Below are 23,841 nucleotides of genomic sequence, written 5' to 3' on the forward strand. Positions count from 1 at the left end.
CGAGGTGTGTATGCCGACCGGCGTGGCGATGCGTGATGCGCGGGAGCGGCTGTTCGACGCGGCCGAACGGGTGCTGCTGCGGGACGGGCCGGAGGCGCTCACGAGCCGGGCCGTGACCAACGAGGCCGGGTGTGCGAAAGGCGTGCTGCACAAGCACTTCACGGACTTCGACGGGTTCCTCGCCGAGCTCGTCCTCGACCGGATCCGGCGGCTCGACGCCCAGGCCGAGACGCTGCTGCAGTCGGCGGGGCAGGGGACTGTCGTCGACAACCTGACCACGATGCTGACCGATCTGTTCGGGTCGGTCGCGGTGGCGATCGTCAGCCTGACCATTTCCCGCGACGGTCTGCGTGCGCGGTTGCGGGAGGCGGTGCCCACCGGCGTACCGATCCTGACCGAGGCCGGGCAGGCGATCCGGGACTATTTGTCCGCCGAGCAGACCTACGGCCGGATCCCGGCCGGCACCAACACCGACGTCCTCGGCCTGACCTTGATCGGCTCCACCCACCTCCTCTTCGCCGACCGCACAGGCACTCGCCCCACAGTCCCCGAGGTACGCACTTTCATCACCTCCGTCCTACCCGCCTAGCCGCCCCACGCGCTCCACCGGCCACGGAGGTTGCCCACTCAGCTGGAGGGTTGCCTCCTCAAAATACGAGGGGGTGACCCTCCGGTTCAGTGGGCAACCCCTCGGATTGGGGTCGCGTTGGGGTGGAGGGTGGCGGCCGCGCGGTGGCGGACCTGGAGCGAGCGGGTCATTGACGTCCTGGTTTGGAAAGCGTTATCTTGCGACGAAATGAGGCTCAAAAAGTACAAATCGGGTCTCTCGACTGGGAAGTTGGCATGACTGTGTCCGTGATCAGGTCGTTCAGATTCATGGCTGCGGGGGTGGGGGTCGCCCTGGTGGTTGCCGGTTGCGGTGGGGGTGCGGCCGGGAAGGCCGAGCAGGATCCGTCGGCGCCTTTGGAGTTGTGGGCGCGGACCACTCCGGGGGGTGACGGGGAGAAGGGCATGAAGAAGCTGGCGGCGGCTTTCGAGGCGGCGACGGGGCAGAAGGTCGAGGTGACGGCGATCTTCGACGACTTCGAGACCAAGCTGTCGCAGCGGGCGGCGCAGAAGGACCTGCCGGACATCGTGATGAACGATTCCTCGCAGCTGGGGACGATGGTGAGCCAGGGGATCGTCCGCGAGGTGGACCTGTCGGCGATCAAGGGCAGTGACCAGCTGCTCGAGCCGGCGTTGGCCGCGGCGCGCGCGACCGACGGCAAGGCGTACGGTGTCCCGTACTCGGCGCAGGCCTCCGCGCTGCTGATCCGCAAGGACTGGCTGAAGAAGGTCAACCTGACCGCACCGGCGAACTGGGACCAGATGGTCGCCCTGGCGAAGGCCTTCACCACCCAGGACCCGGACGGCAACGGCAAGGCCGACACGTACGGCCTGGCAGTACCGGGCTCGACCAAGCGCGGCTACGCGTCGTGGTACTTCTCGAACTTCCTCTGGGCCGCCGGCGGTGACTTCATCGCCAAGCAGAGCGACGGCAAGTACAAGCCCGCGATGTCCACCCCGGAGTCGGTGGCCGCGACCAAGTGGTTCCGCGACCTCGCCTGCACGTCCAAGGTGGTTCAGCCAGGCGCCGCGACGATGGACACGCCTCCGACCAACGAGACCTTCGAGGCCGGCAAGACCGGGATGTACGTCGTCGGCCCGTACCTGATGCCGCGCTTCGACTCGTCGCTCGGCAAGGACAAGTACGAGGTCGTCCCGATGCCCAAGGGTCCGAAGGACTCGACGGTGCTCGCGGAAGGCGGCAGCGTCTACCTGATGGCCGGCTCGAAGAACGAGGCCGCGCAGAACGCCTTCGCGGGCTACGCGATCTCCGCCGAGGGCCAGAAGATCGGCATGGAAGGCGAGAAGGCGTTCATCGTCCAGCTGCCGGTGAACAAGAGCGTCGACATCACCACGGTCCGCCCGGACCCGCGGTGGAAGCTGTACGCCGACGTGTACCGCGAGCACGGCCGTTACGCCCCGTCGATCCCGAACTGGACACCGGTCCGGCAGAGCACCGCCGACACGGTGAACGCGCTGATCGCGGACTGCGGCCTGGACGTCGACGCCGAGCTGAAGAAGCTCGACCAGAAGCTGACCGACACGCTCAGCCAGCAGGGCGTCAACGCGTCATGAGTGTGCGTGAGGCAACCCGGTTGACGGCCCCGGCGCAGGTCGCGCCGGCGGCCGTCCACCGGCCCCGCCGGAAGCTGCGCGACGGGCAGTGGTGGGTGCCGTGGCTGTTCCTCGCCCCGGCGCTGGTGCTGTTCGTGTACTTCAAGTTCATCCCGATGGCACAGGCGATCGGGATGTCGGTGCAGGAGGTCCGGCCGTACCTGGGCAACACCTGGGTCGGCGGCGCGAACTACGCCGAGGTCCTGGGCTCGGACGGCTTCCGGTCCGCGGCCTGGAACACGATCGTGCTGGCGGTCGGGCAGACGTTCGGATCGATGCTGCTCGGCTTCTGCCTGGCGCTGCTGGTGGAAGGTCAGACCCGCAAGCTGACCTTCATCCGGTCGGCGGCGTTCCTGCCGGTCGTCGTACCGCTCGCCGTGGTCGCCGAGTTGTGGCGGATCATGTACCACCCGACGGGCGACGGCCTGATCAACCAGGTGATCGGCCTGGTCGGGCTCGGGCCGTCCGGGTTCATCAACGACCCGCACACGTCGCTCGCCTCGATCGCGGTGACCGGCATCTGGCGCGGGGCGCCGTACGACATGATGATCTTCCTGGCCGGGCTGGCGGGGATCGACCGCGGGCTGTACGAGGCGGCGACGGTGGACGGCGCGTCGACGCGGCAGCGGATCCTGCACGTGACGCTGCCCGGGCTGCGGCCGGTGTTCGCGATCCTGTTCGTGCTGGCCGCCGTCCGCGGGTTCCGGACGTTCACCGAGGTGTTCCTGCTGACCAACGGCGGGCCGAACGGCTCGACCGAGGTCGTGATGACGCTGATCTACAAGCTGGGCCTGGAGCAGAGCCGGCTCGGTGTCGGGTCGGCCGGCGCGGTGCTGCTGTTCGCGGCCACGCTCGTGCTGACCGTCTGCGTCCAGCTGCTGCGACGGAGGAGAGCCGCATGAGTGCTGCCACGGAGACCGCGCTGGGGCTCACCGAGAGGAAGGGGTTCGGTGCCCGGCTCGCGAAGTTCGTGATCTACGCGGGGCTGTTCACAGTCTTCGCCGGACCGTTGCTCGCGTTGCTGGTCGGCTCGTTCAACCACGTCTCGGATCCGACCCAGCTGAGCGTCGTACCGAAGTCGCCGACGCTCGACAACTTCCGGATCGCCTTCGACCACGGCGTCCTGCGGTACCTGCTGAACTCGTTCTTCGTGGTCGGCTTCGGGCTGCTGCTCCAGGTGGCGGTGTCGGTGCTGGCGGGCTACGCGCTGGCGCGGAAGAAGTTCCCGCTGATGACGCTGGTGATGGTCGCGATCCTGGCCACGATGATGCTGCCCGAGGAGATCCTCGCGCTGCCGCTGACCCTGGTGCTCGCCGACCTGCCGCTGGTCCATCTGAACCTGATGGGCACGCTGGCCGGCATGATCGTCCCGCTCGGCGCCTGGGCGTTCTCGATACTGGTGATGACCGAGTTCATGAAGGACGTCCCGCGGGAGCTCGAGGAGGCGGCCCGGATCGACGGCGCGGGGGAGCTGCGGATCTTCGGGCAGATCATCCTGCCGCTGTGCAAGCCGGCGCTCGGCGTGATCGGGGTGTTCGGCTTCACGATGATCTGGGACCAGTACCTGCTGCCGTTGCTGGTGGCACAGAACTCCTCGGCGTACACGCTGCCGCTCGCGCTGCGGACGCTGCGGATCGACCAGGCCGTCACGCCCGGTGTCGTCCTCGCCGCGTCGTTGCTGGCGCTGCTCCCGTCCGTGCTGGTGTTCCTCTTCTTCCAACGTTCGTTCGCCCGAGGGCTGACCTCCGGCGCACTCAAGGGGTGAGACATGAAGCGTCGTACCTTCCTGGCGGCCACCGGCGTCGCCGGGGCCGGGCTGAGCGCGGGGCTGCCCACGGCGGCGTCCGCCCGCGGCAACCTGGTCCGCTCGCTCGACGAACTGCAGGCCGCCATCGCCCGGGCGGTCCCGGGCAGCGTCATCACGGTTGCCAACGGCACCTATGAGGGCCCGGTCCCGATCACCGGCAAGCGCGGTACCTGTGACGAGCCGATCGTCATCCGGGCCGAGTCCGTCGGAGGCGTCGTCCTGACCGGGGCCCAGACCTTCGTACTGAGCGCGTCGTCCGACGTCACGATCAGCGGGTTCGCGTTCCGCGGGCAGACGTCGACCTTCGAGGTACCGCCGGACTGCAAGCGGATCCGGCTGACCCGGAACGACTTCCAGCTGGCCGACGTCGAGGGTCTGCACTGGGTGATGATCCGCGGCGACCAGACCGAGTTCGACCACAACGAGTTCCACGACAAGTCCAAGCTCGGCATCTACCTGGGTGTCGAGGGCGCCGGCACCGACCAGATGGCGGCCGGGGTGCGGATCCACCACAACTACTTCCGCGACCACTCGTTCCCCGGCGACAACGGCGGCGAGCCGATCCGGCTCGGCGTCAGCCCGCGGGCGCTGTCGACGGCGGGCGCGGTGGTCGAGTTCAACCTGTTCGAGCGCGCGAACGGCGACCCCGAGGCGATCTCGGTGAAGTCGTCGGGCAACACGATCCGGCACAACACGATCCGCGACAGCCTGGGCGGCATCGTGTTGCGGCACGGCAACGGCACCCGGGTCGAGGGCAACTACCTGCTGTCCGGGGAGAACGGGATCCGGATCTACGGCAACGACCACCTGATCGTGAACAACTACCTCGAGCGGATCAGCGGCGCCGGCGTCGTCCTCGGCAGCGGCAACGTCCGGGACCACTACCCGGGCGAGCCGTCGAAGTCCCGGACCGGCAACGACGCGCCCGACCGGGTGCGGATCGCGCTGAACACGGTGCTCGACTGCGAGGCGGCCGTGATCGGCGAGAGCCACCGGACCCTCCCACCGCTGGAGTGCGCGGTGACGGACAATCTGTTGGTGGCAGACAACGGTCAGTTGGTGAACATGCCGTTCCAGGACGGCATCACCTGGGCAGGCAACATCCACTGGGGACTCGGCGCGGACGGCAACGCTCCGGCGGCCGGTTTCACCCGCGTCGACCCGCGACTGGCGGCCGGGGCCGACGGCGTACGGCGGCTGACGGCCGGCAGTCCCGCGATCGACGCGGCGTCCCGGCCGTACCCGGAGGTGGCCACCGATCTGGACGGCGACCACCGGACAGGACGAGCGGCGGACGTCGGCGCGGACGAGTACTCGCCGCGGCATGCGAAGTACCGCCCGTTGACCTCGACCGACGTGGGACCGCACGCCCGATGACCACCAAGACAGCGGTAGGAGAGCAGGAGATCATCCGGACGTATCTCGACCGGTTGCGGCTGGACCTGGTCGTCGCTGCCCGGATCACCAAGGTGCACCGCGAGTGGTCCCGGCCGTTGCAGCCCGATCCGTTCTCGCGGCTGTACCTGATCCTGGAGGGTGAAGGGCGCCTCGTCGTCGGCGACGAGGAGCTCTACCCGCGGCCGGGCGAGCTGGTGTACATGCCGGCCGAGGTGCCGGTCTCGTACGAGACGATCAGCGACAACGTGTTCCGCAAGCACTGGCTGCACTTCAACGCGCTGATCGGTGACCGGGACATCGGCGAGATGCTGACGCTGCCGTACATCGTGCCCAGCAAGGCCCCCGACGAGGCGGCCGCGCTGTTCGAGCAGGTCGGCGCGGCCGACCGGGACCCGCCCGGTCTCGCGACGCCGCTGCGGCTGCGCTCGGCGCTGACGGCGCTGTTCGCGCACTACCTGGACAGCGCGCCGCCCGGCTCGGTCAGGCTCTCGGAGCGGCAGACGAGCGAGTCCGGGATCGTGCGCTACATCCAGGACAACCTCGCCACGCTGCCGAGCGTCGAGGAACTCGCGGCACGGTTCGGCTACGACCTGCCGACCTTCATGCGGCACTTCCGCACGGAGTTCGGCCTGTCGCCGAAGCAGTACATCAAACGGGCCCGGATCGAGTGGGCCCAGCGCGAACTGGTGGCGACCGCACGCCCGATGGAGGAGATCGCGGCCGCCGTCGGCATGGATCAGTCCTATTTCTCGAAGGTCTTCCGACAGGTGAGTTCGGTGACCCCGAGCGAGTACCGGAAGTTGTACCGCCCCAACAGCTAGGAGACTCGTCATGCACCGTCGCACGTTCTTGGCCGGCGGTGGCGTCATCGCCTTCTCCCTGGTGAGCGCGCGTCCCGCGCTCGCCCGGGAGCAGGCGACCGTGACGTCGCTGGCCCAGTTGCAGCAGGCCATCGACACCGCCACCGCCGGCACCACCATCACGCTGGCGAACGGCTCGTACGCCGTACTGTCGGGATCGCCGATCACCGTCACCAACCGGCACGGGAGCAGCGGCTCGCCGATCACGATCGTGGCGCAGAGCCGCGGCGGCGTGACGCTGACCGGCGCGCAGAGCTTCGTGTTCTCGGGATCGTCGGACATCACGATCAGCGGGTTCGCGTTCCGGCAGAGCACGACGCTGGAGATCCCGGCGGACTGCCCCCGGATCCGGCTGACCCGCAACGACTTCGGACTCGCGCCGGCCGCCGAGCACTGGGTCGTCGTCCGCGGCGACGACGCGAAGATCGACCGCAACGTCTTCCACGACAAGTCCACGATCGGCGTCTACCTGGTGATCGACGGTCCGGGCTCGGAGGCGATGGCGCAGCGCACGTACATCCTGCGGAACCACTTCCGCGACCACACGTTCAGCGGTTCGAACGGCGGGGAGCCGATCCGGCTCGGGGTGAGCGGCCGGGCGCTCAGCGGCGCCGACGCGACGGTCGAGTACAACCTGTTCGAGCGCTGCGACGGCGACCCCGAGGCGATCTCGGTGAAGTCGTCCGGCAACACGATCCGCTACAACACGGTGCGCGACAGCCTGGGCGGCATCGTGCTGCGGCACGGCAACGACAACCGGGTGGAGAGCAACTACCTGCTGTCGGGGGAGAACGGCATCCGGATCTACGGCAACGACCACCTGATCGTGAACAACTACGTCAGCGGCGTCTCCGGCGCCGGTGTGGTGCTCGGCAGCGGTACGGAGCGCGACCACTACGAGGGCGAGCCGTCCGACTCGCGGCGCGGCAACGACGCGCCGGACCGGGTGACGATCACGCTGAACACGCTGCGGAACAACGGGCAGGCCCTGGCCGGCGAGAGCCAGCGCACGGTGCCGCCGCTGGGCTGCGTGGTCTCCGACAACTTGATGGTCGGCGACAGCGGCGGCCTGGTCGACATGCCGTACCTGAGCGGCCTGACCTGGTCGGGCAACATCACCTGGGGCGCCGCGTCAGCAGGCAACATCCCGTCGTCCGGTTACACCCGGGCCGATCCGAAGCTGACCGCGGGCACCGACGGCGTCTACCGGCTCGGCTCGGGGAGCGCCGCCGTGAACGCCGCGAGCGTCGACCACTCGGGTCAGGTCGGCGACGACGTGGACGGCCAGACGCGCACGGCGCCGTACGACGTGGGCGCCGACGAGTACTCGACAGCTGCACCGATCCGTCGTCCGCTGAACGCGGCCGACGTGGGCCCGAACGCGGCCTGACCCCGGACGCGGAGGCGCCCGTTCACCAGGGCGGGCGCCTCCGCCTAGACGACAGCCGGCTGGCTGTTGCCGGCCTCCTCGATACCCCGGCGCATGTCGACCCGGGCGAGCAGCACGAGGCCGATGACGAAGAACAGCCCGAGGGCGACGATCGCCGGACGGTACGAGCCGGTGAGCTGGTGGACCAGGCCGAACACCAGCGTGCCGAGCCACGACGTCCCGCGTTCGCCCGCCTGGTACAGCGAGAAGTACTCCGCCTCGCGGCCCTTCGGGATCAGCTGGCTGAACGCCGAGCGGGACAGCGCCTGCGTGCCGCCGAGCACGATCCCGATCGCGACGCCCATGGTCAGGAACGGCGCGATCTGATGGGCCGGCAGCAGGAACCCGGCGATCACGATCAGGATCCAGATCACCAGGCCGCCGGCGATCGTGCGGTGTGCGCCGTACCGCTGGGCGAACCGGCCGAACGCGAGCGCCCCGAAGAACGCGACGAACTGGACCAGCAGGATGGTCGCGATCAGCACCTGGGTCTCGAACCCGAGCTGCTTCTCGCCGTACGTCGAGGACACCGAGATGACCGTCTGGATGCCGTCGTTGAAGAACAGGTACGCGATCAGGAACAGCATCGTCATCTTGTAGGCGCGCAGGTGCTTCAGCGTGGCGGACAGCTGACCGAAGCTCTGGCGGACCAGGCTGCCGCTGCGCACCGGCACCACGCTCACCGGCGGCCGGTCGCGGAGGCGGACGAACGGGATGAAGGTGAACAGACCCCACCAGAGACCGGCACTGAGGAGGCTGAGGCGCACGGCCGTCCCCTGCGACATCCCGAGCGCGTCGTGTGCGGTCACGACGGCGAGGTTGACGAGCAGCAGCAGGAAGCCGCCGGCGTATCCGAACGCCCAGGCCCGGGACGACACCGCGTCACGCTGGTCCGGGGGAGCGATGTCGATCAGGATCGAGTCGTAGACGACGAGCGACGAGCCGAGACACAGGTTGCCGACGAACAGCAACAGCGCGCCGAGCGCCCAGCGGCCGCCGCCGACGAAGACCATCGAGCTGGCCGCGAGCGCGCCGGTCCAGGCGAAGCCGCACATCAGCAGCTTCTTGCGGGTCATCCGGTCCGCGATCGCGCCGACCACTGGCAGGAACAGCGCCGACACCAGCGTGGCCACAGTGACGACGTAGAACGCGAGTGAGCCGGGGGAGACGCCGAGGCCGAGCACGTCGAGGTTCGTGTCGCACGGCTTGTCGGTCGTCCCGACGTACCCGCAGGCGGCGGTCTCGGCCACCGACGTCAGGTACGGCGCGAACAGGACCGTGCCGACCGTGGTGACATAGCCGGAGTTCGCCCAGTCGTACAGGCTGAAGCCCCAGTACTCACGCTTGTCCACGCCGGCCGGGGCGGAGAGGATTCCCATGCGCGGAAGTGTGTCATTTCCGGGGGACGAAGCGGCGTACCCCGGCATAACACTTCAGTGCCACTGACCCCGCTCGATCAGGACGTCGCGGAGCAGGTCGGTGCGGTCGGTGATGATGCCGTCGACGCCCGCGTCGAGCAGGCGGCGCATCGTGGCCGGGTCGTCGATCGTCCAGACGTGCACCTGCTTGCCGCGGGAGTGCGCGCGCCGGATCAGGCCGGGGGTGAGCACGTGGAAGGAGCGGTACCGCTCGGGGATCTGCAGGCAGGCGCCGCGCGACGGCAGCGCGAACGGCAGGAACCGGATCAGCGCGGCCTCCCACTCGCCGTACCCGGTGCAGAGCCGGGGGCCGAGCAGCTTGCGGATCCGCCGGACCCGCGACTGGGAGAACGACGACACGCAGATCCGGTCGAGCACGTTCGCGGCCCGCAGCACCTTCGCGGCCGGCTCCAGGCCGCCCTCGGCCTTGATGTCGAGGTTGAACCGGATGTCCGGGAAGTGCTCGAGCAGCTCGTCCAGGCGCGGGATCGGCTCGTGGCCGTTGATCCTCGCCCGGCTGACCTCCGACCAGGGCAGCTCCGCGATCACCCCGGTGCGGTCCGTGACCCGGTCCAGCACCTTGTCGTGGAACGCGATCACGACCCCGTCGCTGGTCGCGTGCAGGTCGGTCTCCAGGTACCGGTACCCGAGGTCGACGGCGTGCTGGAAGGCGTGCAGCGAGTTCTCGTAGCCGACGTTGTCCGGGTGTTTCGCGCCGCCTCGATGAGCCATCGCGATCGGGCCGTCGTGGTCGAGGTAGGGGTACACGTCCAGAAGTATGTACCGTTTGGGTGGTGACGGTACTCAGCCGTTGCGTGAGTCTCAGTCGTGGCGTCGCTGAGACCCTTCCTGCTTCATCGACCGCCGCCGACTCCGGAGAGTGAGGTCTTCGGCGGTCTCCATCAGGCGTTTGTCTCTCCGGGGAACTTCCCGGCGAGGCGTCTTGCGTCAGGTTGATGTGGTGGTTCGCTCAGCCAGGAGTCCGCGGCGAAGATTGGCGGCTGCATCGTCGTCGCGGTCGTGGATGGTGCCGCAGCCGGTGCATGTCCACTCGCGGTCGGCCGGTGCGAGGGAGTGATTGAGCCGGTCGCATTGCGCGCATTGTTTCGACGAGGGAAACCAGCGGTCGGCTTTCCAGCTGCGGTAGACGCCGGGCAGACGAGTCGACCGACGAGTTCGGCGATCTCATCGTGATCGATCCCGAGTGTAGAGTGATGCCGCATCGACTCACCTGCACAGCCGCGTAGAAAACCTCCGGCCGGTAACCGAAGCCGGCCACCAGTACAAATCTCTTCTCTTTCTCTCTCTTCCCCTGCGAAATCATCTGAAGCTTTTGAACAGCCCTTAATACACATGCTGAGGAATCTGTTGAAATACCCAATGGTTTCTGGCCCCCGCCCCGACCTGTGGACCCTCGATCCCGGTGTCCTGCACCTCAACCATGGTTCGTACGGCGCCGTGCCGCGCCGGACCCAGGAGGTGATGGCAGCCCTGCGGACCGAGATGGACGCCAACCCGATGGTGTGGTTCCGCACGGTCGCCGACCGCCTGACCGCGAGCCGGCTCGCGCTCGCGTCGTACCTGGAGACCGACCCGGCCGGCTTCGCCCTGGTGCCGAACGCGAGCGCCGGCGTCACCGTGGCGCTGCACACGCTGCCGATCCCCGCGGGCAGCCGGATCGTGCTGACCGACCACGCGTACGGCGCGGTGCGCTACGCCGCCGAGCGGTTCGCGAAGGACCGCGGCGTCGAGGTGGTGAACGTCGGGATCCCGCTCGAGGCCGACGACGAGACCGTGGTCGCGCTGGTGACGGCCGAGCTGGACGGCGCGTCGGTGCTGATCGTGGACCAGATCACCTCGGGGACGGCGAAGGTGTTCCCGGTCGACGCACTGGTGACGGCCGCCCACGCCCACGGCGTACCGATCGTGGTCGACGGCGCGCACGCCCCGGCGCTGATCGACGCGCCGGCCGCCGGTGGCGCCGACTTCTGGACGGGCAACTTCCACAAGTGGCCGGCCGCCCCGCGCGCCACGGCCGGTCTGGTCGTCGCCGAGCAGTGGCGGACAGCGGCGTTGCCGCTGATCGTGTCCTGGTCGGAGTACGACGAGCGGATGCCGGAGCGGTTCGACATGCAGGGGACGTACGACTACGTGCCGTGGATCGCGGCGCCGGAGTCGCTGCGGGTCCTGGCGGACCTGGACTGGCCGACCCGCCGGCCGCAGCTGACCGGACTGGTCGAGGAGGGCGCGAAGATCCTCGCGAAGGCGCTCGGGACCGGTGTCGCCGAGGTGGTGCACCCGCCGGCGACGATGCGGCTGGTCGAGCTGCCGTCCTCGGTCGACCTGAGTGGTGGCGACGCGCTGAAGATGCGGGTGTCGCGGGAGCTGAAGGCCGAGATCACGTTCACCGGGTTCGAGGAGCGCAAGTTCATCCGGCTGTCGGCGCACGCTTACAACTCGCTCGCGGACTACGAGAAACTGTCGGAAGGGCTCCCTAGAGTCCTCGCGTGAACGACATCCGAGGGTCATACAACCGCGCCGCCGCCGACTATCACGCGATCCTGAGGGACTACCACCGGCAGGACCCGTTCGAGACCGGCGCGCTGGAGTACTTCGCCGCGCTCGTCGAGGACGGACCCGTCGGCGATCTCGGCTGCGGGACGGGCCGGATCACGACGTACCTGGACGGCCGGGGAATGGACGTGTTCGGGGTCGACCTGACGCCCGGGATGATCGAGGTGGCCCGGCGGGAGTATCCGGAGCTGCGGTTCGAGGTCGGGTCGCTGTTCGACCTGGACCTGAAGGACGGCGAGCTCGCCGCGGCCCTCGCGTGGTACTCGCTGGTGCACACCCCGCGCGAGGATCTTCCGGCGGTGTTCGGCGAGCTGTTCCGCGTCCTGCGGCCCGGCGGTCACCTGCTGCACGGGTTCAAGGTCGGTGCGGGCAGCCGCCACCTGAGCAACGGCTACGGGCACGACCTCGACCTGGACGTCTACATGTACGACGTCGCGGACGTCGCCGGGCTGCTCGCCGGCGCCGGGTTCGCCGAGGTCGCGACCCTGACGCGCGCGGCGCTGCCCGGCGAGAAGGACGCCGCCCAGGCCGCCCTTCTCGTCCGCAAGCCGGCTACCCCTTGACCGCTCCCGACGTCATCCCGGCGACGATCTGCCGGTTGAAGAACAGGAACATGATCAGCGGCGGGATCGTGATCAGCAGGATGTCCATGAACAGCAGGTTGTACTGCGTGGAGAACTGACCGGAGAAGTTGTAGAGCGTGAGCTGGACGGTGGCGTTCTTGTCACCGGGCAGGAAGTACAACGGGTTCACGAAGTCGTTGAACACGTTGACCGACTGCACCACGACCACGGTGATGATGACGGATCTGAGCAGCGGGAAGATGACGCCGAAGAACAGCCGCAGCGGCCCGGCCCCGTCGATGATCGCCGCCTCGTCCAGCTCCCGCGGGATCGTCGCGACGAACGCCCGGAACAGCAGGATGCAGAACGACAGCCCGAACGCGATCTCGATCAGGATCAGTCCCGGCATCGTCCGGAACAGCCCGAGCTTCTGCAGCACCCAGATCGTCGGCACGACGGCCGGCGGGATGATGAGTCCGGACAGCACCAGGAAGTTGATGAAGCCGTTCCACCGGCTCGCCCGGCGCTGCAGCACGAACCCGGCCATCGCGGCCAGCACCACCATGCCGGCCACGCTCACCACGGTCAGGATCGTGCTGTTGATGAACGCGATCACCAGCATGTAGTCGCGGGCCTTGACCACGTCGACGAAGTTCTGCACGAACTGGAACTGATGCGGCCAGGAGAAGTCGAGGTCCGCGGCCTGCTGGCGGTCCTTGACCGCGGTCAGCAGCATGAACACGAACGGGATGATGAACACCACGATCGAGGCCAGGATCGCGACCACGCTGAGCGCCCACTTGCGGCCGGGCCGGTGGTTGACGAGTTCGGCGGTGCTCACAGGTCCACCTCCTTGCGGTTCAGGAACCAGTTGAGCGGCAGCACGATCGCGGTCACCACGACGAACAGGATCACGTTGCCGGCCGTCGACAGTCCGTAGAAGCCGGCCTGGTACTGCTTGTAGATCACCGACGAGATCACGTCCGAGGTGAACCCGGGTCCGCCGCGGGTCATCGCCCAGATCAGCTCGAACGACCGCAGGCCGCCGATCAGCGACAGGATGATCACGGTGACCGTGGCCGGCTTGCACAGCGGGAGCACGATCCGGCGGAACGACTCCCAGGCTCCGGCGCCGTCGACCCGGGCGGCCTCCAGGTACTCGCGCGGGATCGACACGATCCCGGCGATGTAGATCAGCGTCGCCAGGCCGACGCCCTTCCAGACGTCCACCAGGGCGATCGACAGCAGCGCCCACTTCGGGTCGGTCAGCCACCCGGGTCCGTCGATGCCGATCACCCCGAGGGCGCCGTTGATGATGCCCCGCTCGGGATTCATCATCACCTGGAACAGCAGGCCGACGCCGACCGTGCTGACCAGGACCGGGAAGAAGACCACCGAGCGCAGATACCCGCGGCCGACGATCTGTGACGTCAGGAGCACGGCCAGCAGGAGACCGAGCACGACCTTGGACCCTGACGTCACGACGGCGAAGATCAGCGTGTTGGTGAAGCCCTTCACCAGCGCGGGCTCGGCGAAGAACAGCTTGAAGTTGTCCAGCCCGATGAACTTCGACTCGAACAGGCTCCAGCGCGTCAGGCTGTAGTAGAACGAGGCGAACGTCGGGACCAGGAACAGCACGGCGTAGATCACCGCGGTGGGCAGGTAGAACCAGAACGAGTACGGGCGGTAGACCTTGCTACCGGTCTTCGCGACCGCCGCGGTCTTGCTGTGTTCCTGGGAGATCGACACAGCCACCGACCTCACCAGCCCTCCAGGCCCAACTGCTGCGCCTGCTTCTTGACGTCCTCGTCGTACCGGGCGGCGCCGTCCTTCGCCTTGCGGATCCCGGAGCCGACCTCGACCGTGATCTGCTCCAGCGACGGGCCCTTGACCGGCGACAGGAATTCCAGCGCCAGGCTCGAGCCGCCGTCCTTGTCGAGGTACGGCTGCATGTCCTTGATCGCCTGCGGCACGTTGTCGCCGAGCGTGCAGCCCTTCACGGCGTACGGACCGGTCGGCGCGCCCGCCTCGGACTGCGACTTGCACCCGTCCGGGCTGGCGACGAAGGCGAGGAACTTCTTGGCCGCGTCCAGCTTGTCGCCGGTCGTGGTCTTCGGGATGTAGAGGCCGCCCGGCGTCCACAGCGTCAGGCCGTTCTTGCTCGCGTCGTCACCAGGCAACGCGAACAGGCCGACCGACTTCGCGGCGTCCGGGTAGGTGGCGATCATGTTCGCGACCACGCCGGACAGGATCGGGTAGTGCGCGCCCTTGCCGGTGGCAAGCATCTTCAGGCCGTCGGGCAGCTTCGCGGAGGCGAAGTCCTTGTTCTCGTAGCCGGCGTCGTGGACGGCCTGGGTGTGCTCGAAGCCCTTGAGCGCGGCCGGCGACGTCGCGTACTTCGCCTGGTTCTTGGTGTACTTGTCGGCGAAGTCCGGCTCGGCCGCGGAGACGTTGTGGAAGTCGCCTAGCACGAACAGCTGCGAGGTCCAGGTCTCGCCGTAGGTCTGGATCACCGGTGCGACCCCCGGGTCGCCGGCCTTGATCTTGGCGTTGTTGGCCATGAAGTCGGCCCACGTCTTCGGCGGTGTGAGGCCGAGCTTCTCGTACACGGGGATGCTGTAGAGCACCGCGCCGCCCATGAACCCGCCGACCGGTGCGCCGTACACCTGGCCGTCGGCGGTCACGGTCTTCTTGAAGTTGTCGTCCAGGTCCTTGATGTAGGGCTCGTCGTTGATCGAGAGCAGGTTCTTCTGCGGCGCGATCGCCTGGAACAGCGAACCGGTGTTGTAGTTGAACACCTCCGGCATGTCGCCGGTCGACAGCCGGGTCTTGACGATGTTGTCACCCTCGGTGCCGCCCGGCCGGCTGTCGACCTTGACCGTGATGTTCGGATTCTTCGCGTGGAAGTCCTTGGCGAGTTGCTCGGCTTCCTTGATGTCCTGATCCTGGTTCGTGGTCAGGTACGTGATCTCGACCGCGCCGCTGCCACCGGCGTCGTCGCTGGATCCGAGACTGCCCGCGCTGCACGCGGAGAGGGCTAGGGAACAGACAGCCAGCAGTGCGAGTCCGCTGGCTCCTGGGCGGAACCTCATCATGACCTCCAAGGGATGTACTTCGCGGCAGCGGGGCGGTCGGTGAGTGGGCAGGTTGAGTTGGGCAGGTTGAGTTGGGCAGGGAGAGTAGGGCTAGTGGTTGAGCAGGGCGTCGAGCTCGCCCTTCAGGGCCTCGGCGCTCGCGGAGAAGCCGCGCGGGCTGATCGCGTCGACCAGCCCGGTGGCGGGCTGGTCCAGGTACCGCTCGAGGCGGCCGGCCAGCTCGGCGTCATCGGCGACGATGCCGTTCTCGACCGCGGCCGCAGCGAGCGTCGACCAGGTCGGCTCGTGGTCCAGGACGTCGCGGACCGTCGCGTCCGCGGCCAGCCGCGGCGACTCGGCGTACGGGTCGGTGACGGTCCACTCGTGCGTACCGTGCCCGACCTCGACGGGCTCGAGGCCAGGTACGTCGACCTTCGCGCGGGACCCGACCGGGACGGTGACGCTCAGCGTGACCTGACCGTCGGCGCGGTTCCACGCGACCGATGCCTCGCCGTACGGCGTGAGGTGCTTGGCCGACGCCTTCGTCAGCTGGTCGGTGAACAGCGGGCGGATGTCGATGGTCCGGTAGCCGGGCTCGGCGGCCGCGAGGCCGGCGACCCGCCGGTGCATCCAGTCGGCGACGGCGCCGAGGGCGTAGTGGTTGAACGACGTCATCTGGCCGGGGTTGATGCTGCCGTCGGGCAGCATGCTGTCCCAGCGTTCCCAGACCGTCGTGGCTCCCATCGTCACTGCGTACAGCCAAGAGGGGCAGCCTGTCTGTAGCAGAAGGCGGTAGGCCAGGTCAGGATGTCCGGAATCGGCCAGTGCGTCGGCCATCAGCGGTGTGCCGACGAATCCGGTACTGATCCGGAAGCCCGACGTACGGACCAGGTCGGCGAGCCGTTCGCCGGCCCGCTGCCGCTGGTTCTCGGTCGGCAGCAGCGCCCACTGCAGGGCGAGCGCGTAGGTCGTTGCCGCGTCGCTCAATACGCGGCCGCCGTCGGTCGCGTACTCGGTCGCGAAGGCCTGCCGGACACGCGCGGCCAGGTCGGTGTACTCGCGGGCGAGGTCGGTCTGGCCGACCACCGCGGCGGCCTTGCCGAACACCTCGGCGGACCGGGCCAGGTGCGCGGTGGCGACCACATCGGGGTCGGCCTTGGCCAGGAACGCGTTCTCCGGCGGCGCGGTCGGGTCGAGCCAGTCGCCGAACTGGAAGCCGCCCGACCAGACCAGGTCGGGACCGGCCAGGTCGGCCATCTTGTCCACCCAGGCCCGCATGCTCGGTAGCTGCCGGGCGAGCAGCCCGGCGTCGCCGGTGCGCTCGTAGATCACCCATGGAACGATCGTTGCCGCGTCACCCCAAGCTGCGGTCGCCGGCGACTCGTTGCGGAGCACGTCCGGGATGACGAAAGGCACCGAGCCGTCCTTCTGCTGCTCGGCGGCGAGGTCGGCGAGCCAGTTCGTCAGGAAGCCCGCGGTGTCGAACAGGAAGCTCGCGCTCGGGGAGAAGACCTGGATGTCGCCGGTCCAGCCGAGCCGCTCGTCGCGCTGCGGGCAGTCGGTCGGTACGTCGACGAAGTTGCCGCGCATCCCCCAGACCACGTTCTGGTGGAACTGGTCGAGCAGCTCGTTCGACGATTCGAACCAGCCGGTCCGGCGCAGGTCGGTGCCGATCACGACCGCCTCGAGGTCCTCCTTGCGGAGCCCGGCGACGCCGGTGACCTCGGCGTACCGGAAGCCGTGGAAGGTGAGCGGCGAGTCGAGCACGACCTCGTCGGGCCCGGCCAGCACGTAGGTGTCGGTCGCCTTCGCGGTGCGCAGCGGGCGGACGCCGAGCTCGCCGTTCTCGAGCACCTCGGCGTGCCGCAGGACGATCTCGTCGCCCTCGGCCTGGCCGCGGACCGTCAGGCGGACCCGGCCGACGAGGTTCTGGCCGAAGTCGACGAGGGTCTTCCCGGACGGCGAGGTGGTGATCTCGACGGCGGGCAGCACGTCGGTGATCCGCACCGGCGGGCCGTCCGGCGCGACGAGCAGCGTGAAGTCGGCGTCGAGGACATCCACCGGGGCCGGTGCGCCGGGCCGCTTGCGCAGGTCAGTGGACTGACCGTCGTACAGGTCGTCGGCCAGGACGTTGCTCTCCCGGGAGGTCCAGGTGCCGTCGCTCGCGAACGTGTGGACCTGGCCGCCCTCGGTCGTCACCTCGAGCTGCGCGAGGACCGCGAGCCGGTCGCCGTACAGCTGCTTCTGGTCCTGGAAGCCGATCCGGCCGCGGTACCACGCGTTGCCGAGGAGGAACTCGAGCGTGTTCTCACCAGGCCGGACAAGCTCGGTCACGTCGTACGTCTGGTAGCGGAGCCGGTACTGGTACGCCGTCCAGCCGGGCGCGAGCTCCTCGGTCCCGACCCGCTGACCGTTCAGCTCCGGGATGTAGATGCCGTACGACGTGGCGTACAGGCGGGCCTTCACGACGCCGTCGGGCAGATCGGCGGTGCCGGCGACCAGCGGCGCGGGGGAGCCGTGCGGGTTCTCCCGCGGGCTGACGAAGCGGGCGGTCCAGTCGTCCGGCGTGAGCAGCCCGGGCTCGACGGTGGCCGGCTCGCTCCAGTCGCTCCAGTCATCGGTACCGCGGACGCGGACCCGCACCTGGGCGGCCTGACGGGACTCCAGCGCGTCACCCGGCCAGGGCACCAGGATCTGGTCGGGGGACTGGACGGTGAAGACCTGCGTGCTGCCGGTGGTGATCTCGACCTCGTACGCCGTCTGCGCGTAGCCGGCGTCCGCGGCCGGGACCTGCCAGGAGATCCTCGGGCTCGCGGTGCCGATACCCAGGACGGGTGCGGACCGATGCTCGAAGCGGAGGGCGGTGGGTGCGGCGAGTTGCGACATGAGACTCCAACCGAGTGAAACGATTCATTGGGTGCTCTGACAAAACGCTCGATCGTTGGCTGATTGACCGGCGAGGACGTTTCGCCTGTTCCCCGATCCTGCGACCGGCAGTCGCCGGTCACTAGCCCGATGTGCACCCGATCTAGCACGATCTGCACTTCGGCTCGTATCGTGATGTATGGCCGATGAGCCGGTGAGGACCCGCGGAACCGTGCTGCACTTCGTCGAAGGGACGGTCGTGCACGCGGGGACACACCTGCACGAGAAGTCCCATCCGTTGCACACGCACAGCTTCTTCGAGCTGTTGCTCGTCACCGGCGGTGAAGGCGTCCACCACAGCCTCGCGGGGCGTCAGCGGCTGCGCGCCGGCGACGCGATCCTGCTGCGCCCGGGCGTCTGGCACGAGTACGTCGAGTGCGACGATCTCGAGGTCTACAACTGCTGCTTCTCCGCGGACCTGGTGCGCCGCGAGCTGGCGTGGGCGCGCGAGGATCCCTTGCTGGGTTACCTGTTGTGGACCGGACCGTTCTCCGCGCAGCGTCGCGGGATGCTCGCCACGCATCTCGATCCGGGCACCTTCACCGAGGCCGTCGGGCACCTCGACGGACTGCGCCGGCTCCGCAACCAGCCGCTCAGCCGGCACCGCGGCGAGGTGATCGGCTGGCTGTCGCTGTACCTGAGTTGTGTCGCGCGAACGGTGGCCGAATCCGACGAACGCGGTGAGCACACGCACCCGGCGGTGCTCGACGCGATGCGGTTGATGGAGGCCGACCCGGCGCGGCACTGGACGCTCGCCGAACTCTCCGGCGAATTGCATCTCGCGCCGGGTTATCTGGTCCGGCTGTTCAAGTCGGTGACCGGCGTCCCGCCGATGGCGTACCTGTCACGGCATCGCGTCGAGCTGGCGGCCGACCGGCTGCTGCACACCGACCTGCCGATCAACCGGATCGGGGAGTCCGTCGGCTGGCCCGACCAGAACTACTTCGCCCGCCGATTCAAATCCCACTACGGGCTATCCGCGACCCTCTATCGGGAACGTTTCAATGCCATCCGGCACAGCTACCCGGCCGCGGACGAGAAGGTCTAGCCCGTCCAGGATCCGCTGCAGACCGAACTCCAGGCCCTGGTTCTCGCTGCCGCTCAACGTCCGCATCGCGGTGGCCAGATGCGGGAACCGGCCGGCCTCGGTGGCGAGGATCTCGGCCAGCGACCGCAGCATGTCCTCCTCGGTCAGTCCGGTGGTGTGCCCGGGGAAGGTCGTGGACTGCTGGGCGAGGTTCCGGACGAGGCTGGTGATCAGCAGGATCGAGTCGAGCTGCTCGCCGCCGGTCAGGCCGGTGCCGGCCAGTGCGGCCAGTCCGCGTTCCATCCAGAGGAGCTCGTTGGGCCCGAGCAGGCGGCGGCCGATCGTGGACTGGAGCAGCCACGGGTGCCGGGTGAAGCCGTCGTACAGATCGAGTGCCCAGGTGTGCAGGGCCTCGCGCCACGGTAGGTCGGGGCGGTCGGGCGGGGGACCCATCGCGATGTCGCTCATCACCGCGACCAGTTCCGTCTTGCCGGGGACGTGCCGGTAGAGCGCCATCTTCGTCACCGGCAGCTCGCCCGCGATGCGCTGCATGGACACCGCGTCCAGCCCTTCGGCGTCCGCGATCGCGATCCCGGCCGCGGCGATCTCGGCCAGCGTGATCGCCGGCTTCGGTCCGCGACTGCGGGACGGCGGCCCGCCCCAGAGCAGTTCGGTCATCGGCGTCCTTCCGTCGCGGCTTGAACTGTGTCTACCATACACTTTAATGTGTCTACCGGACACAGTAAGGAGATGGAATGAAGATCCTGGTATCGGGTGCGAGCGTGGCGGGCCCGTCGGTGGCGCTCTGGCTGGGGCGCGCGGGCCACGACGTGACCGTGGTCGAGGTCGCGCCCGCGCTGCGGCAGGGCGGGTATGCGGTGGACTTCCGCGGCGAGGTGTTCACGACGGTCCTCGACCGGATGGGCGTGCTCGGCGACCTCCGGGCGCTGCAGACCGGCGGGAACGCGATGCGGTTCGTCGACGAGTCGGGCCGCAAGCTGATGCGGTTGCCGGCCGAGTTCGCCGGCGGCGAACTGGAGGTACTACGGGCAGACCTGTCCCGGGTGTTGTACGAGCACAGCCGGGCGCGGGCGACGTACCGCTTCGGGGACTCGATCGCCGCGCTGCGGGAGCACTCCGACGGTGTGGACGTGAGCTTCGAGAGCGGGATCGAGGAGCGGTACGACCTGGTGATCGGCGCCGACGGGATGCATTCCGTCGTGCGGCGACTGGCGTGGCCGGCGGACCAGGTCGTCGAGCGGCACCTGGACTACTACGTCGCCGGCTGGGAGGTGCCGAACACGCTGGGTATCTCGGGAGACACGCTGATGTACAACGTGCCCGGGAAACTGGCGAGCGTCGGCGGGGACCGTCGCGACCCCGGACTGGCGCAGACGCTGTTCGTGTTCAAGTCGCCGCGGCTGGAGTACGACCGGCGCGACCTGGACCAGCAGAAGGCCATCCTGCGGGAGCAGTTCGGCGGACTGGGCTGGCATGTCCCGGAATTGCTCAAGGCGTTGCCGGCGGCAACGGAGCTGTACTTCGACTCGATCGGCCGGGTCCGGGTGGAGCGCTGGTCGACGGACCGGATCGTGCTGCTCGGCGACGCGGGCTACGGCGCGACGTTCGGGGCACTCGGCACCGGTACGGCGGTGGTCGGCGCCTACGTGCTGGCGGGGGAGCTGGCGCGGGCGCGCGGCGACTTCCGGACTGCCTTCGCCCGGTACGAGGCACGGCTGCGCAAGGCCGTGTCGACGACGCAGGACGGCAGCCGCGCGGGCTCGTTCATGGCGCCGGCGACCCGGTTCGGCCTCACGGCGCGGAACCGGATCCTCGACATCCCGTTCTTCCTCAAGCAGATGCTCAAGCTGGCCCAGAACATGAGCGAGCTGATCGATCTGCCCGACTACTCAGGGCAGCAGGGGCAGCTGGTAGAGGAATGACTCCCACGCGTCGGGCAGCCAGCCCGGCACGCCGAGCACGGCCATGTAGAGCCAGATCGCGACGAGGACGCAGAGGAAGAGCGCGACGGTCCCGAGCGCCTTGAGCCAGGCGGGCTGCTTGCCGGTCCAGGCGGTGAGTGCCTTCACCCAGTCCTTGACCCGGTACAGCAGCCGCTGTGCCCACTCGAACTCGCTCGCGAGCACGGCGAGACCCGCGATGAACAGCGGGATCCCGCCCGGTCCCGGCAACCATCCGGTCAGCGGCGCCGCGATGATCAGCAGCCCGCCGACCACCCCCACGCCGATCCGGTAGAACATCAACTTCCGCGGATTCTCGCGGATCCGCCTCCGCCACTCCCACCGGTCGTCCGCAGCATCGAGCGTGATGTTGTGATCGGTGCGGTCGGGACTTTCCTTCTCGGCCACGCACCCAGCCTACGTGGTGGCGGGGTTGCCGAACTCCCAGTGCCACGGCTCCTCGCGGTTGCCGCCCTGGTCGGCCCAGGCCGGGTGCAGCCAGCCGTACGCCGGGGCGTGCGCCTTCATCCACTGGTATTGGGTGGTGTTGTACTTGTCGACGCCGCCGCACAGGTCGACCGCGACGCCCCAGCCGTGGTTCGACGTGCCCGGGAGTGCGGCCAGGGATGGCTTGCGCTGGTACAGGCTGACCTGCGACGCGTACGAGCGGTACGAGTCGGTGATGCACAGCGACTTGCCGAACTGGGCGCGGTAGGCGGAGGCGAGTTTCAGGTACGCCGCCGCGGCGTCGCACCGGAGCATGTGACCGGACCCGAGCGCGCACAGCTTGCCGGCCGGGATCATGCCGTTGCTGTAGCCACCCCACCCGGTGCTCGCGGACCCGGTCGCGAGGAACGGCATCGGGTTGACCGGGTCGCCGCCGAGCCGCACCTCGAAGTGCAGGTGCGGTCCGGTCGAGTTGCCCTCGGTGCCGACGGCGCCGATCTGCTGTCCGGCGGTCACCTGCTGACCGTCCGTCACGTCGACGCGACTCAGATGTGCGTAGAGCGTCTCCAGGCCGTTGCCGTGATCGATGCGCACCAGGTTGCCGGCCCAGGCCGGATGCTCGACGCGGACGACGCCGGAGGTGACCGCGCGCACCGTCGTACCGACCGCGGCCGGGAAGTCCTGGCCGGTGTGGGACCCGGTGGACCACAGCGCGCCCGACTGGCCGAACGGCGTGCCGATCTCGTAGGTGCCGTCCGGCAGCGGCCACGTCCAGGAACCCGAGCCGACGTCGTACGACGTGGCGGTGTTGCCGCACCGGAACGCGTAGGCCTCGGACGTCGCCACCGGCGCGACCTGCGGCTTGGCCGGGGCGCCGAGCGTCGGGCGCAGGGCGGCGTACAGGTTGTCGGGGATCGTCGTGACGACCACGGCGCCCTTGGACTCGTCGGCCGCGATCATCTCGCCGTTGTCGAGGGCGATGCCGATGTGCACCAGGCCGAGGGACTTGCTGCCCATGACCAGGATGTCGCCGGGCTGGATCTGCGCGTTCGGGACGGCCTGGTAGTCCGGATACACCTTGCCGACCAGGTTCGGCAGGGTCGTGTAGGGCTGCCACGCGACCCGGGCCGCGCCGAGACAGCCGTACTTGTCGGGGCCGGTGGCGGCGACGCCGTACGGCTTGCCGACCAGGCTGAAGGCTTGGTTGACCGCGCGGATCGTCTCGGCCGACATCACCCGCACGGTCCGGCCGCCGACCGCCACCGAGGCGACGCCGGGCACAGCGGCGCCGCGGCGGGTGAGCGGGCCGAGGCCGGCCGGCAGCTTGGCCGGGTCCTTGAGCACGGCGGCCGCCGGGGGAGCGACCTTCGTGGCCGCGAATTCGGTGAGGTAGGTCTTCCAGCGCGCGAGAGCCTGCTGGTTGCGGGTCTGCTGGAGCTGCTGCGAGAGCGCGGACGCGACGTCGAGGTCGGCGGTCTGGTCGGCCATCGCTGCCGCGGCGTCGGCCGCCTTCTGCTGCACCTGGTTGCTGAGCTCCTGGGCCTTCGCGGCGGCCTGGTTGGCGGCGGTGCGCTTGGTGGTCGCCTCGCCCTTCAGCCGGTCGGACTCGCGCTCCGCGGCCGTCGCCCGCTGGTACTGCGAGACCTGGGTGTTGCCCAGCTGGGTGATCGCGGTCTGCCGGTCGGCGATCTCCTGCAGGTTCTCGGCGACCGGGGCGAGGGACCACAGCATCGACTCGGTGCCCATCACGGTCGGGATGCCCAGCTGGTACGCCTGTGCGGTGATCACCCCGAGGCGCCGGCGCTCCTCGTCGGACCTGCCCTTGGAGACGGTCGCGCTGGACTCGGCCTTCTTGGCGGCGGCCTCGGCGGCCTGCGCCTCCTTCAGCGCCTTCGTGTAGGCGATGGTCGCCTTCGCGAAGTCGGCCTGGAGGGCCGCGGCCTCGGCCTGGAGCTGCTCGAGCGAGCGGTTCACGTCGGTGACGGAGGCCGGCGGCGGCTCGGTCGCGGACGGGGTCGGGTCGGCATACGCCGCCGGGACGGCGACCGCCGCCAGCAGTGTGCCGAGTGCCGCGAGCCGAAGCCCCCGGTGTCTCCCCAGATCCATCCGTCCCCCATGCCAGTCGCCTCACGCGCGAA

At 69.0% G+C, this 23,841-nt stretch carries 21 protein-coding genes; 11 read left to right on the forward strand and 10 right to left on the reverse strand.

Translation table 11 applies throughout. From position 1 onward, the window contains the following. The first annotated feature begins 10 nt into the window (after nt 1-10). The 7 genes from ABZW60_RS25910 to ABZW60_RS25940 all read left to right on the forward strand — a co-directional run bounded on the left by ABZW60_RS25910 (nt 11) and on the right by ABZW60_RS25940 (nt 7,675). Entirely contained in the window at nt 11-589 is a 579-nt protein-coding gene (locus tag ABZW60_RS25910) for a TetR family transcriptional regulator (protein ID WP_355480950.1), read from the forward strand. 422 nt (nt 590-1,011) lie between these two features. Further along, nucleotides 1,012-2,181: a sugar ABC transporter substrate-binding protein gene (locus tag ABZW60_RS25915; protein ID WP_355480952.1), complete on the forward strand. Its 1,170-nt coding sequence runs from the start codon at nt 1,012-1,014 to the stop codon at nt 2,179-2,181. Next, nucleotides 2,178-3,122: a sugar ABC transporter permease gene (locus ABZW60_RS25920; protein WP_355480954.1), complete on the forward strand. Its 945-nt coding sequence runs from the start codon at nt 2,178-2,180 to the stop codon at nt 3,120-3,122. The genes ABZW60_RS25915 and ABZW60_RS25920 overlap by 4 nt, the downstream gene beginning before the upstream one ends. Further along, nucleotides 3,119-3,985, forward strand: coding sequence for a carbohydrate ABC transporter permease (locus tag ABZW60_RS25925; protein ID WP_355480956.1), 867 nt, complete (start codon nt 3,119-3,121; stop codon nt 3,983-3,985). The genes ABZW60_RS25920 and ABZW60_RS25925 overlap by 4 nt, the downstream gene beginning before the upstream one ends. Nucleotides 3,986-3,988: 3 nt before the next feature. After that, nucleotides 3,989-5,404, forward strand: a complete 1,416-nt coding sequence (locus tag ABZW60_RS25930) for a polysaccharide lyase 6 family protein (RefSeq protein WP_355480958.1) — start codon at nt 3,989-3,991, stop codon at nt 5,402-5,404. Further along, nucleotides 5,401-6,246: an AraC family transcriptional regulator gene (locus ABZW60_RS25935; RefSeq protein WP_355480959.1), complete on the forward strand. Its 846-nt coding sequence runs from the start codon at nt 5,401-5,403 to the stop codon at nt 6,244-6,246. The genes ABZW60_RS25930 and ABZW60_RS25935 overlap by 4 nt, the downstream gene beginning before the upstream one ends. Nucleotides 6,247-6,256: 10 nt before the next feature. Then, complete coding sequence (locus ABZW60_RS25940; protein WP_355480961.1) at nt 6,257-7,675, forward strand: polysaccharide lyase 6 family protein; 1,419 nt, start codon at nt 6,257-6,259, stop codon at nt 7,673-7,675. A 44-nt stretch (nt 7,676-7,719) separates the two neighbouring features. Here the strand turns inward: ABZW60_RS25940 and ABZW60_RS25945 are convergent, their stop codons facing one another. The 3 genes from ABZW60_RS25945 to ABZW60_RS25955 form a co-directional block, all read right to left on the reverse strand. Then, a complete protein-coding gene (locus tag ABZW60_RS25945) occupies nt 7,720-9,093 on the reverse strand; it encodes an MFS transporter (RefSeq protein WP_355480963.1) in 1,374 nt (457 codons plus the stop codon). A 54-nt stretch (nt 9,094-9,147) separates the two neighbouring features. Beyond that, nucleotides 9,148-9,900 (reverse strand): glycerophosphodiester phosphodiesterase, encoded by a 753-nt coding sequence (locus ABZW60_RS25950; RefSeq protein WP_355480965.1) that lies wholly within the window; start codon nt 9,898-9,900, stop codon nt 9,148-9,150. Nucleotides 9,901-10,080: 180 nt separating this feature from the next. Continuing rightward, a complete protein-coding gene (locus tag ABZW60_RS25955) occupies nt 10,081-10,290 on the reverse strand; it encodes a zinc ribbon domain-containing protein (RefSeq protein ID WP_355481799.1) in 210 nt (69 codons plus the stop codon). Between the two features lie 222 nt (nt 10,291-10,512). Between ABZW60_RS25955 and ABZW60_RS25960 the strand changes: the two genes are divergently transcribed. Then, nucleotides 10,513-11,643: an aminotransferase class V-fold PLP-dependent enzyme gene (locus tag ABZW60_RS25960; RefSeq protein WP_355480967.1), complete on the forward strand. Its 1,131-nt coding sequence runs from the start codon at nt 10,513-10,515 to the stop codon at nt 11,641-11,643. Next, nucleotides 11,640-12,269 carry a class I SAM-dependent methyltransferase gene (locus tag ABZW60_RS25965; RefSeq protein WP_355480968.1) on the forward strand — a complete coding sequence of 210 codons (630 nt, stop codon included), beginning with the start codon at nt 11,640-11,642 and terminating at the stop codon, nt 12,267-12,269. The genes ABZW60_RS25960 and ABZW60_RS25965 overlap by 4 nt, the downstream gene beginning before the upstream one ends. Here ABZW60_RS25965 and ABZW60_RS25970 read toward each other — a convergent pair. From ABZW60_RS25970 to ABZW60_RS25985, 4 genes are all read right to left on the reverse strand, one after another. Beyond that, nucleotides 12,259-13,110, reverse strand: coding sequence for a carbohydrate ABC transporter permease (locus tag ABZW60_RS25970; protein ID WP_355480970.1), 852 nt, complete (start codon nt 13,108-13,110; stop codon nt 12,259-12,261). The two genes, ABZW60_RS25965 and ABZW60_RS25970, sit on opposite strands and share 11 nt — an antisense overlap. Further along, entirely contained in the window at nt 13,107-14,033 is a 927-nt protein-coding gene (locus ABZW60_RS25975; protein WP_355480972.1) for a sugar ABC transporter permease, read from the reverse strand. The genes ABZW60_RS25970 and ABZW60_RS25975 overlap by 4 nt, the downstream gene beginning before the upstream one ends. Then, nucleotides 14,030-15,361: an extracellular solute-binding protein gene (locus tag ABZW60_RS25980; RefSeq protein ID WP_355480974.1), complete on the reverse strand. Its 1,332-nt coding sequence runs from the start codon at nt 15,359-15,361 to the stop codon at nt 14,030-14,032. Before ABZW60_RS25980 ends, ABZW60_RS25975 begins: the two co-directional genes overlap by 4 nt. A 93-nt stretch (nt 15,362-15,454) precedes the next feature. Next, on the reverse strand, nt 15,455-18,229 hold the full coding sequence (locus ABZW60_RS25985) for a family 78 glycoside hydrolase catalytic domain (protein ID WP_355480976.1): 2,775 nt from the start codon (nt 18,227-18,229) through the stop codon (nt 15,455-15,457). Between the two features lie 193 nt (nt 18,230-18,422). Here ABZW60_RS25985 and ABZW60_RS25990 point away from each other — a divergent pair, with 193 nt between their 5' ends. Then, nucleotides 18,423-19,316 carry an AraC family transcriptional regulator gene (locus ABZW60_RS25990; RefSeq protein WP_355480978.1) on the forward strand — a complete coding sequence of 298 codons (894 nt, stop codon included), beginning with the start codon at nt 18,423-18,425 and terminating at the stop codon, nt 19,314-19,316. Here the strand turns inward: ABZW60_RS25990 and ABZW60_RS25995 are convergent. Further along, on the reverse strand, nt 19,242-19,973 hold the full coding sequence (locus tag ABZW60_RS25995; RefSeq protein ID WP_355480980.1) for a TetR/AcrR family transcriptional regulator: 732 nt from the start codon (nt 19,971-19,973) through the stop codon (nt 19,242-19,244). The genes ABZW60_RS25990 and ABZW60_RS25995 overlap by 75 nt on opposite strands. Before the next feature lie 77 nt (nt 19,974-20,050). Between ABZW60_RS25995 and ABZW60_RS26000 the strand changes: the two genes are divergently transcribed. Continuing rightward, complete coding sequence (locus ABZW60_RS26000) at nt 20,051-21,238, forward strand: FAD-dependent monooxygenase (protein ID WP_355480982.1); 1,188 nt, start codon at nt 20,051-20,053, stop codon at nt 21,236-21,238. On the opposite strand, the gene ABZW60_RS26005 is transcribed toward ABZW60_RS26000, so the two are convergent. Together ABZW60_RS26005 and ABZW60_RS26010 are read right to left on the reverse strand one after the other, a co-directional pair. Further along, complete coding sequence (locus ABZW60_RS26005; protein ID WP_355480984.1) at nt 21,206-21,664, reverse strand: PGPGW domain-containing protein; 459 nt, start codon at nt 21,662-21,664, stop codon at nt 21,206-21,208. The two genes, ABZW60_RS26000 and ABZW60_RS26005, sit on opposite strands and share 33 nt — an antisense overlap. Nucleotides 21,665-21,673: 9 nt before the next feature. Beyond that, the gene (locus ABZW60_RS26010) at nt 21,674-23,809 is read right to left on the reverse strand and encodes a peptidoglycan DD-metalloendopeptidase family protein (protein ID WP_355480986.1); all 2,136 of its coding nucleotides are present in this window, start codon (nt 23,807-23,809) and stop codon (nt 21,674-21,676) included. Between the last annotated feature and the right edge of the window lie 32 nt (nt 23,810-23,841).

Origin of the sequence: Kribbella sp. NPDC003557, assembly GCF_040610805.1 — a bacterium.
In the GTDB taxonomy this organism is placed as follows: Bacteria; Actinomycetota; Actinomycetes; order Propionibacteriales; family Kribbellaceae; genus Kribbella.

What these genes read in the sequence shown, in the direction of transcription:
- ABZW60_RS25980 (WP_355480974.1), bottom strand. Translation starts at nt 15,361, where the DNA reads ATGAGGTTCCGCCCAGGAGCCAGCGGACTCGCACTGCTGGCTGTCTGT.
- ABZW60_RS26010 (WP_355480986.1), bottom strand. Translation starts at nt 23,809, where the DNA reads ATGGATCTGGGGAGACACCGGGGGCTTCGGCTCGCGGCACTCGGCACA.
- ABZW60_RS25935 (WP_355480959.1), top strand. Translation starts at nt 5,401, where the DNA reads ATGACCACCAAGACAGCGGTAGGAGAGCAGGAGATCATCCGGACGTAT.
- ABZW60_RS25930 (WP_355480958.1), top strand. Translation starts at nt 3,989, where the DNA reads ATGAAGCGTCGTACCTTCCTGGCGGCCACCGGCGTCGCCGGGGCCGGG.
- ABZW60_RS25960 (WP_355480967.1), top strand. Translation starts at nt 10,513, where the DNA reads ATGGTTTCTGGCCCCCGCCCCGACCTGTGGACCCTCGATCCCGGTGTC.
- ABZW60_RS25940 (WP_355480961.1), top strand. Translation starts at nt 6,257, where the DNA reads ATGCACCGTCGCACGTTCTTGGCCGGCGGTGGCGTCATCGCCTTCTCC.
- ABZW60_RS25920 (WP_355480954.1), top strand. Translation starts at nt 2,178, where the DNA reads ATGAGTGTGCGTGAGGCAACCCGGTTGACGGCCCCGGCGCAGGTCGCG.
- ABZW60_RS25925 (WP_355480956.1), top strand. Translation starts at nt 3,119, where the DNA reads ATGAGTGCTGCCACGGAGACCGCGCTGGGGCTCACCGAGAGGAAGGGG.
- ABZW60_RS25995 (WP_355480980.1), bottom strand. Translation starts at nt 19,973, where the DNA reads ATGACCGAACTGCTCTGGGGCGGGCCGCCGTCCCGCAGTCGCGGACCG.
- ABZW60_RS25945 (WP_355480963.1), bottom strand. Translation starts at nt 9,093, where the DNA reads ATGGGAATCCTCTCCGCCCCGGCCGGCGTGGACAAGCGTGAGTACTGG.
- ABZW60_RS25915 (WP_355480952.1), top strand. Translation starts at nt 1,012, where the DNA reads ATGAAGAAGCTGGCGGCGGCTTTCGAGGCGGCGACGGGGCAGAAGGTC.
- ABZW60_RS26000 (WP_355480982.1), top strand. Translation starts at nt 20,051, where the DNA reads ATGAAGATCCTGGTATCGGGTGCGAGCGTGGCGGGCCCGTCGGTGGCG.
- ABZW60_RS25910 (WP_355480950.1), top strand. Translation starts at nt 11, where the DNA reads ATGCCGACCGGCGTGGCGATGCGTGATGCGCGGGAGCGGCTGTTCGAC.
- ABZW60_RS25985 (WP_355480976.1), bottom strand. Translation starts at nt 18,229, where the DNA reads ATGTCGCAACTCGCCGCACCCACCGCCCTCCGCTTCGAGCATCGGTCC.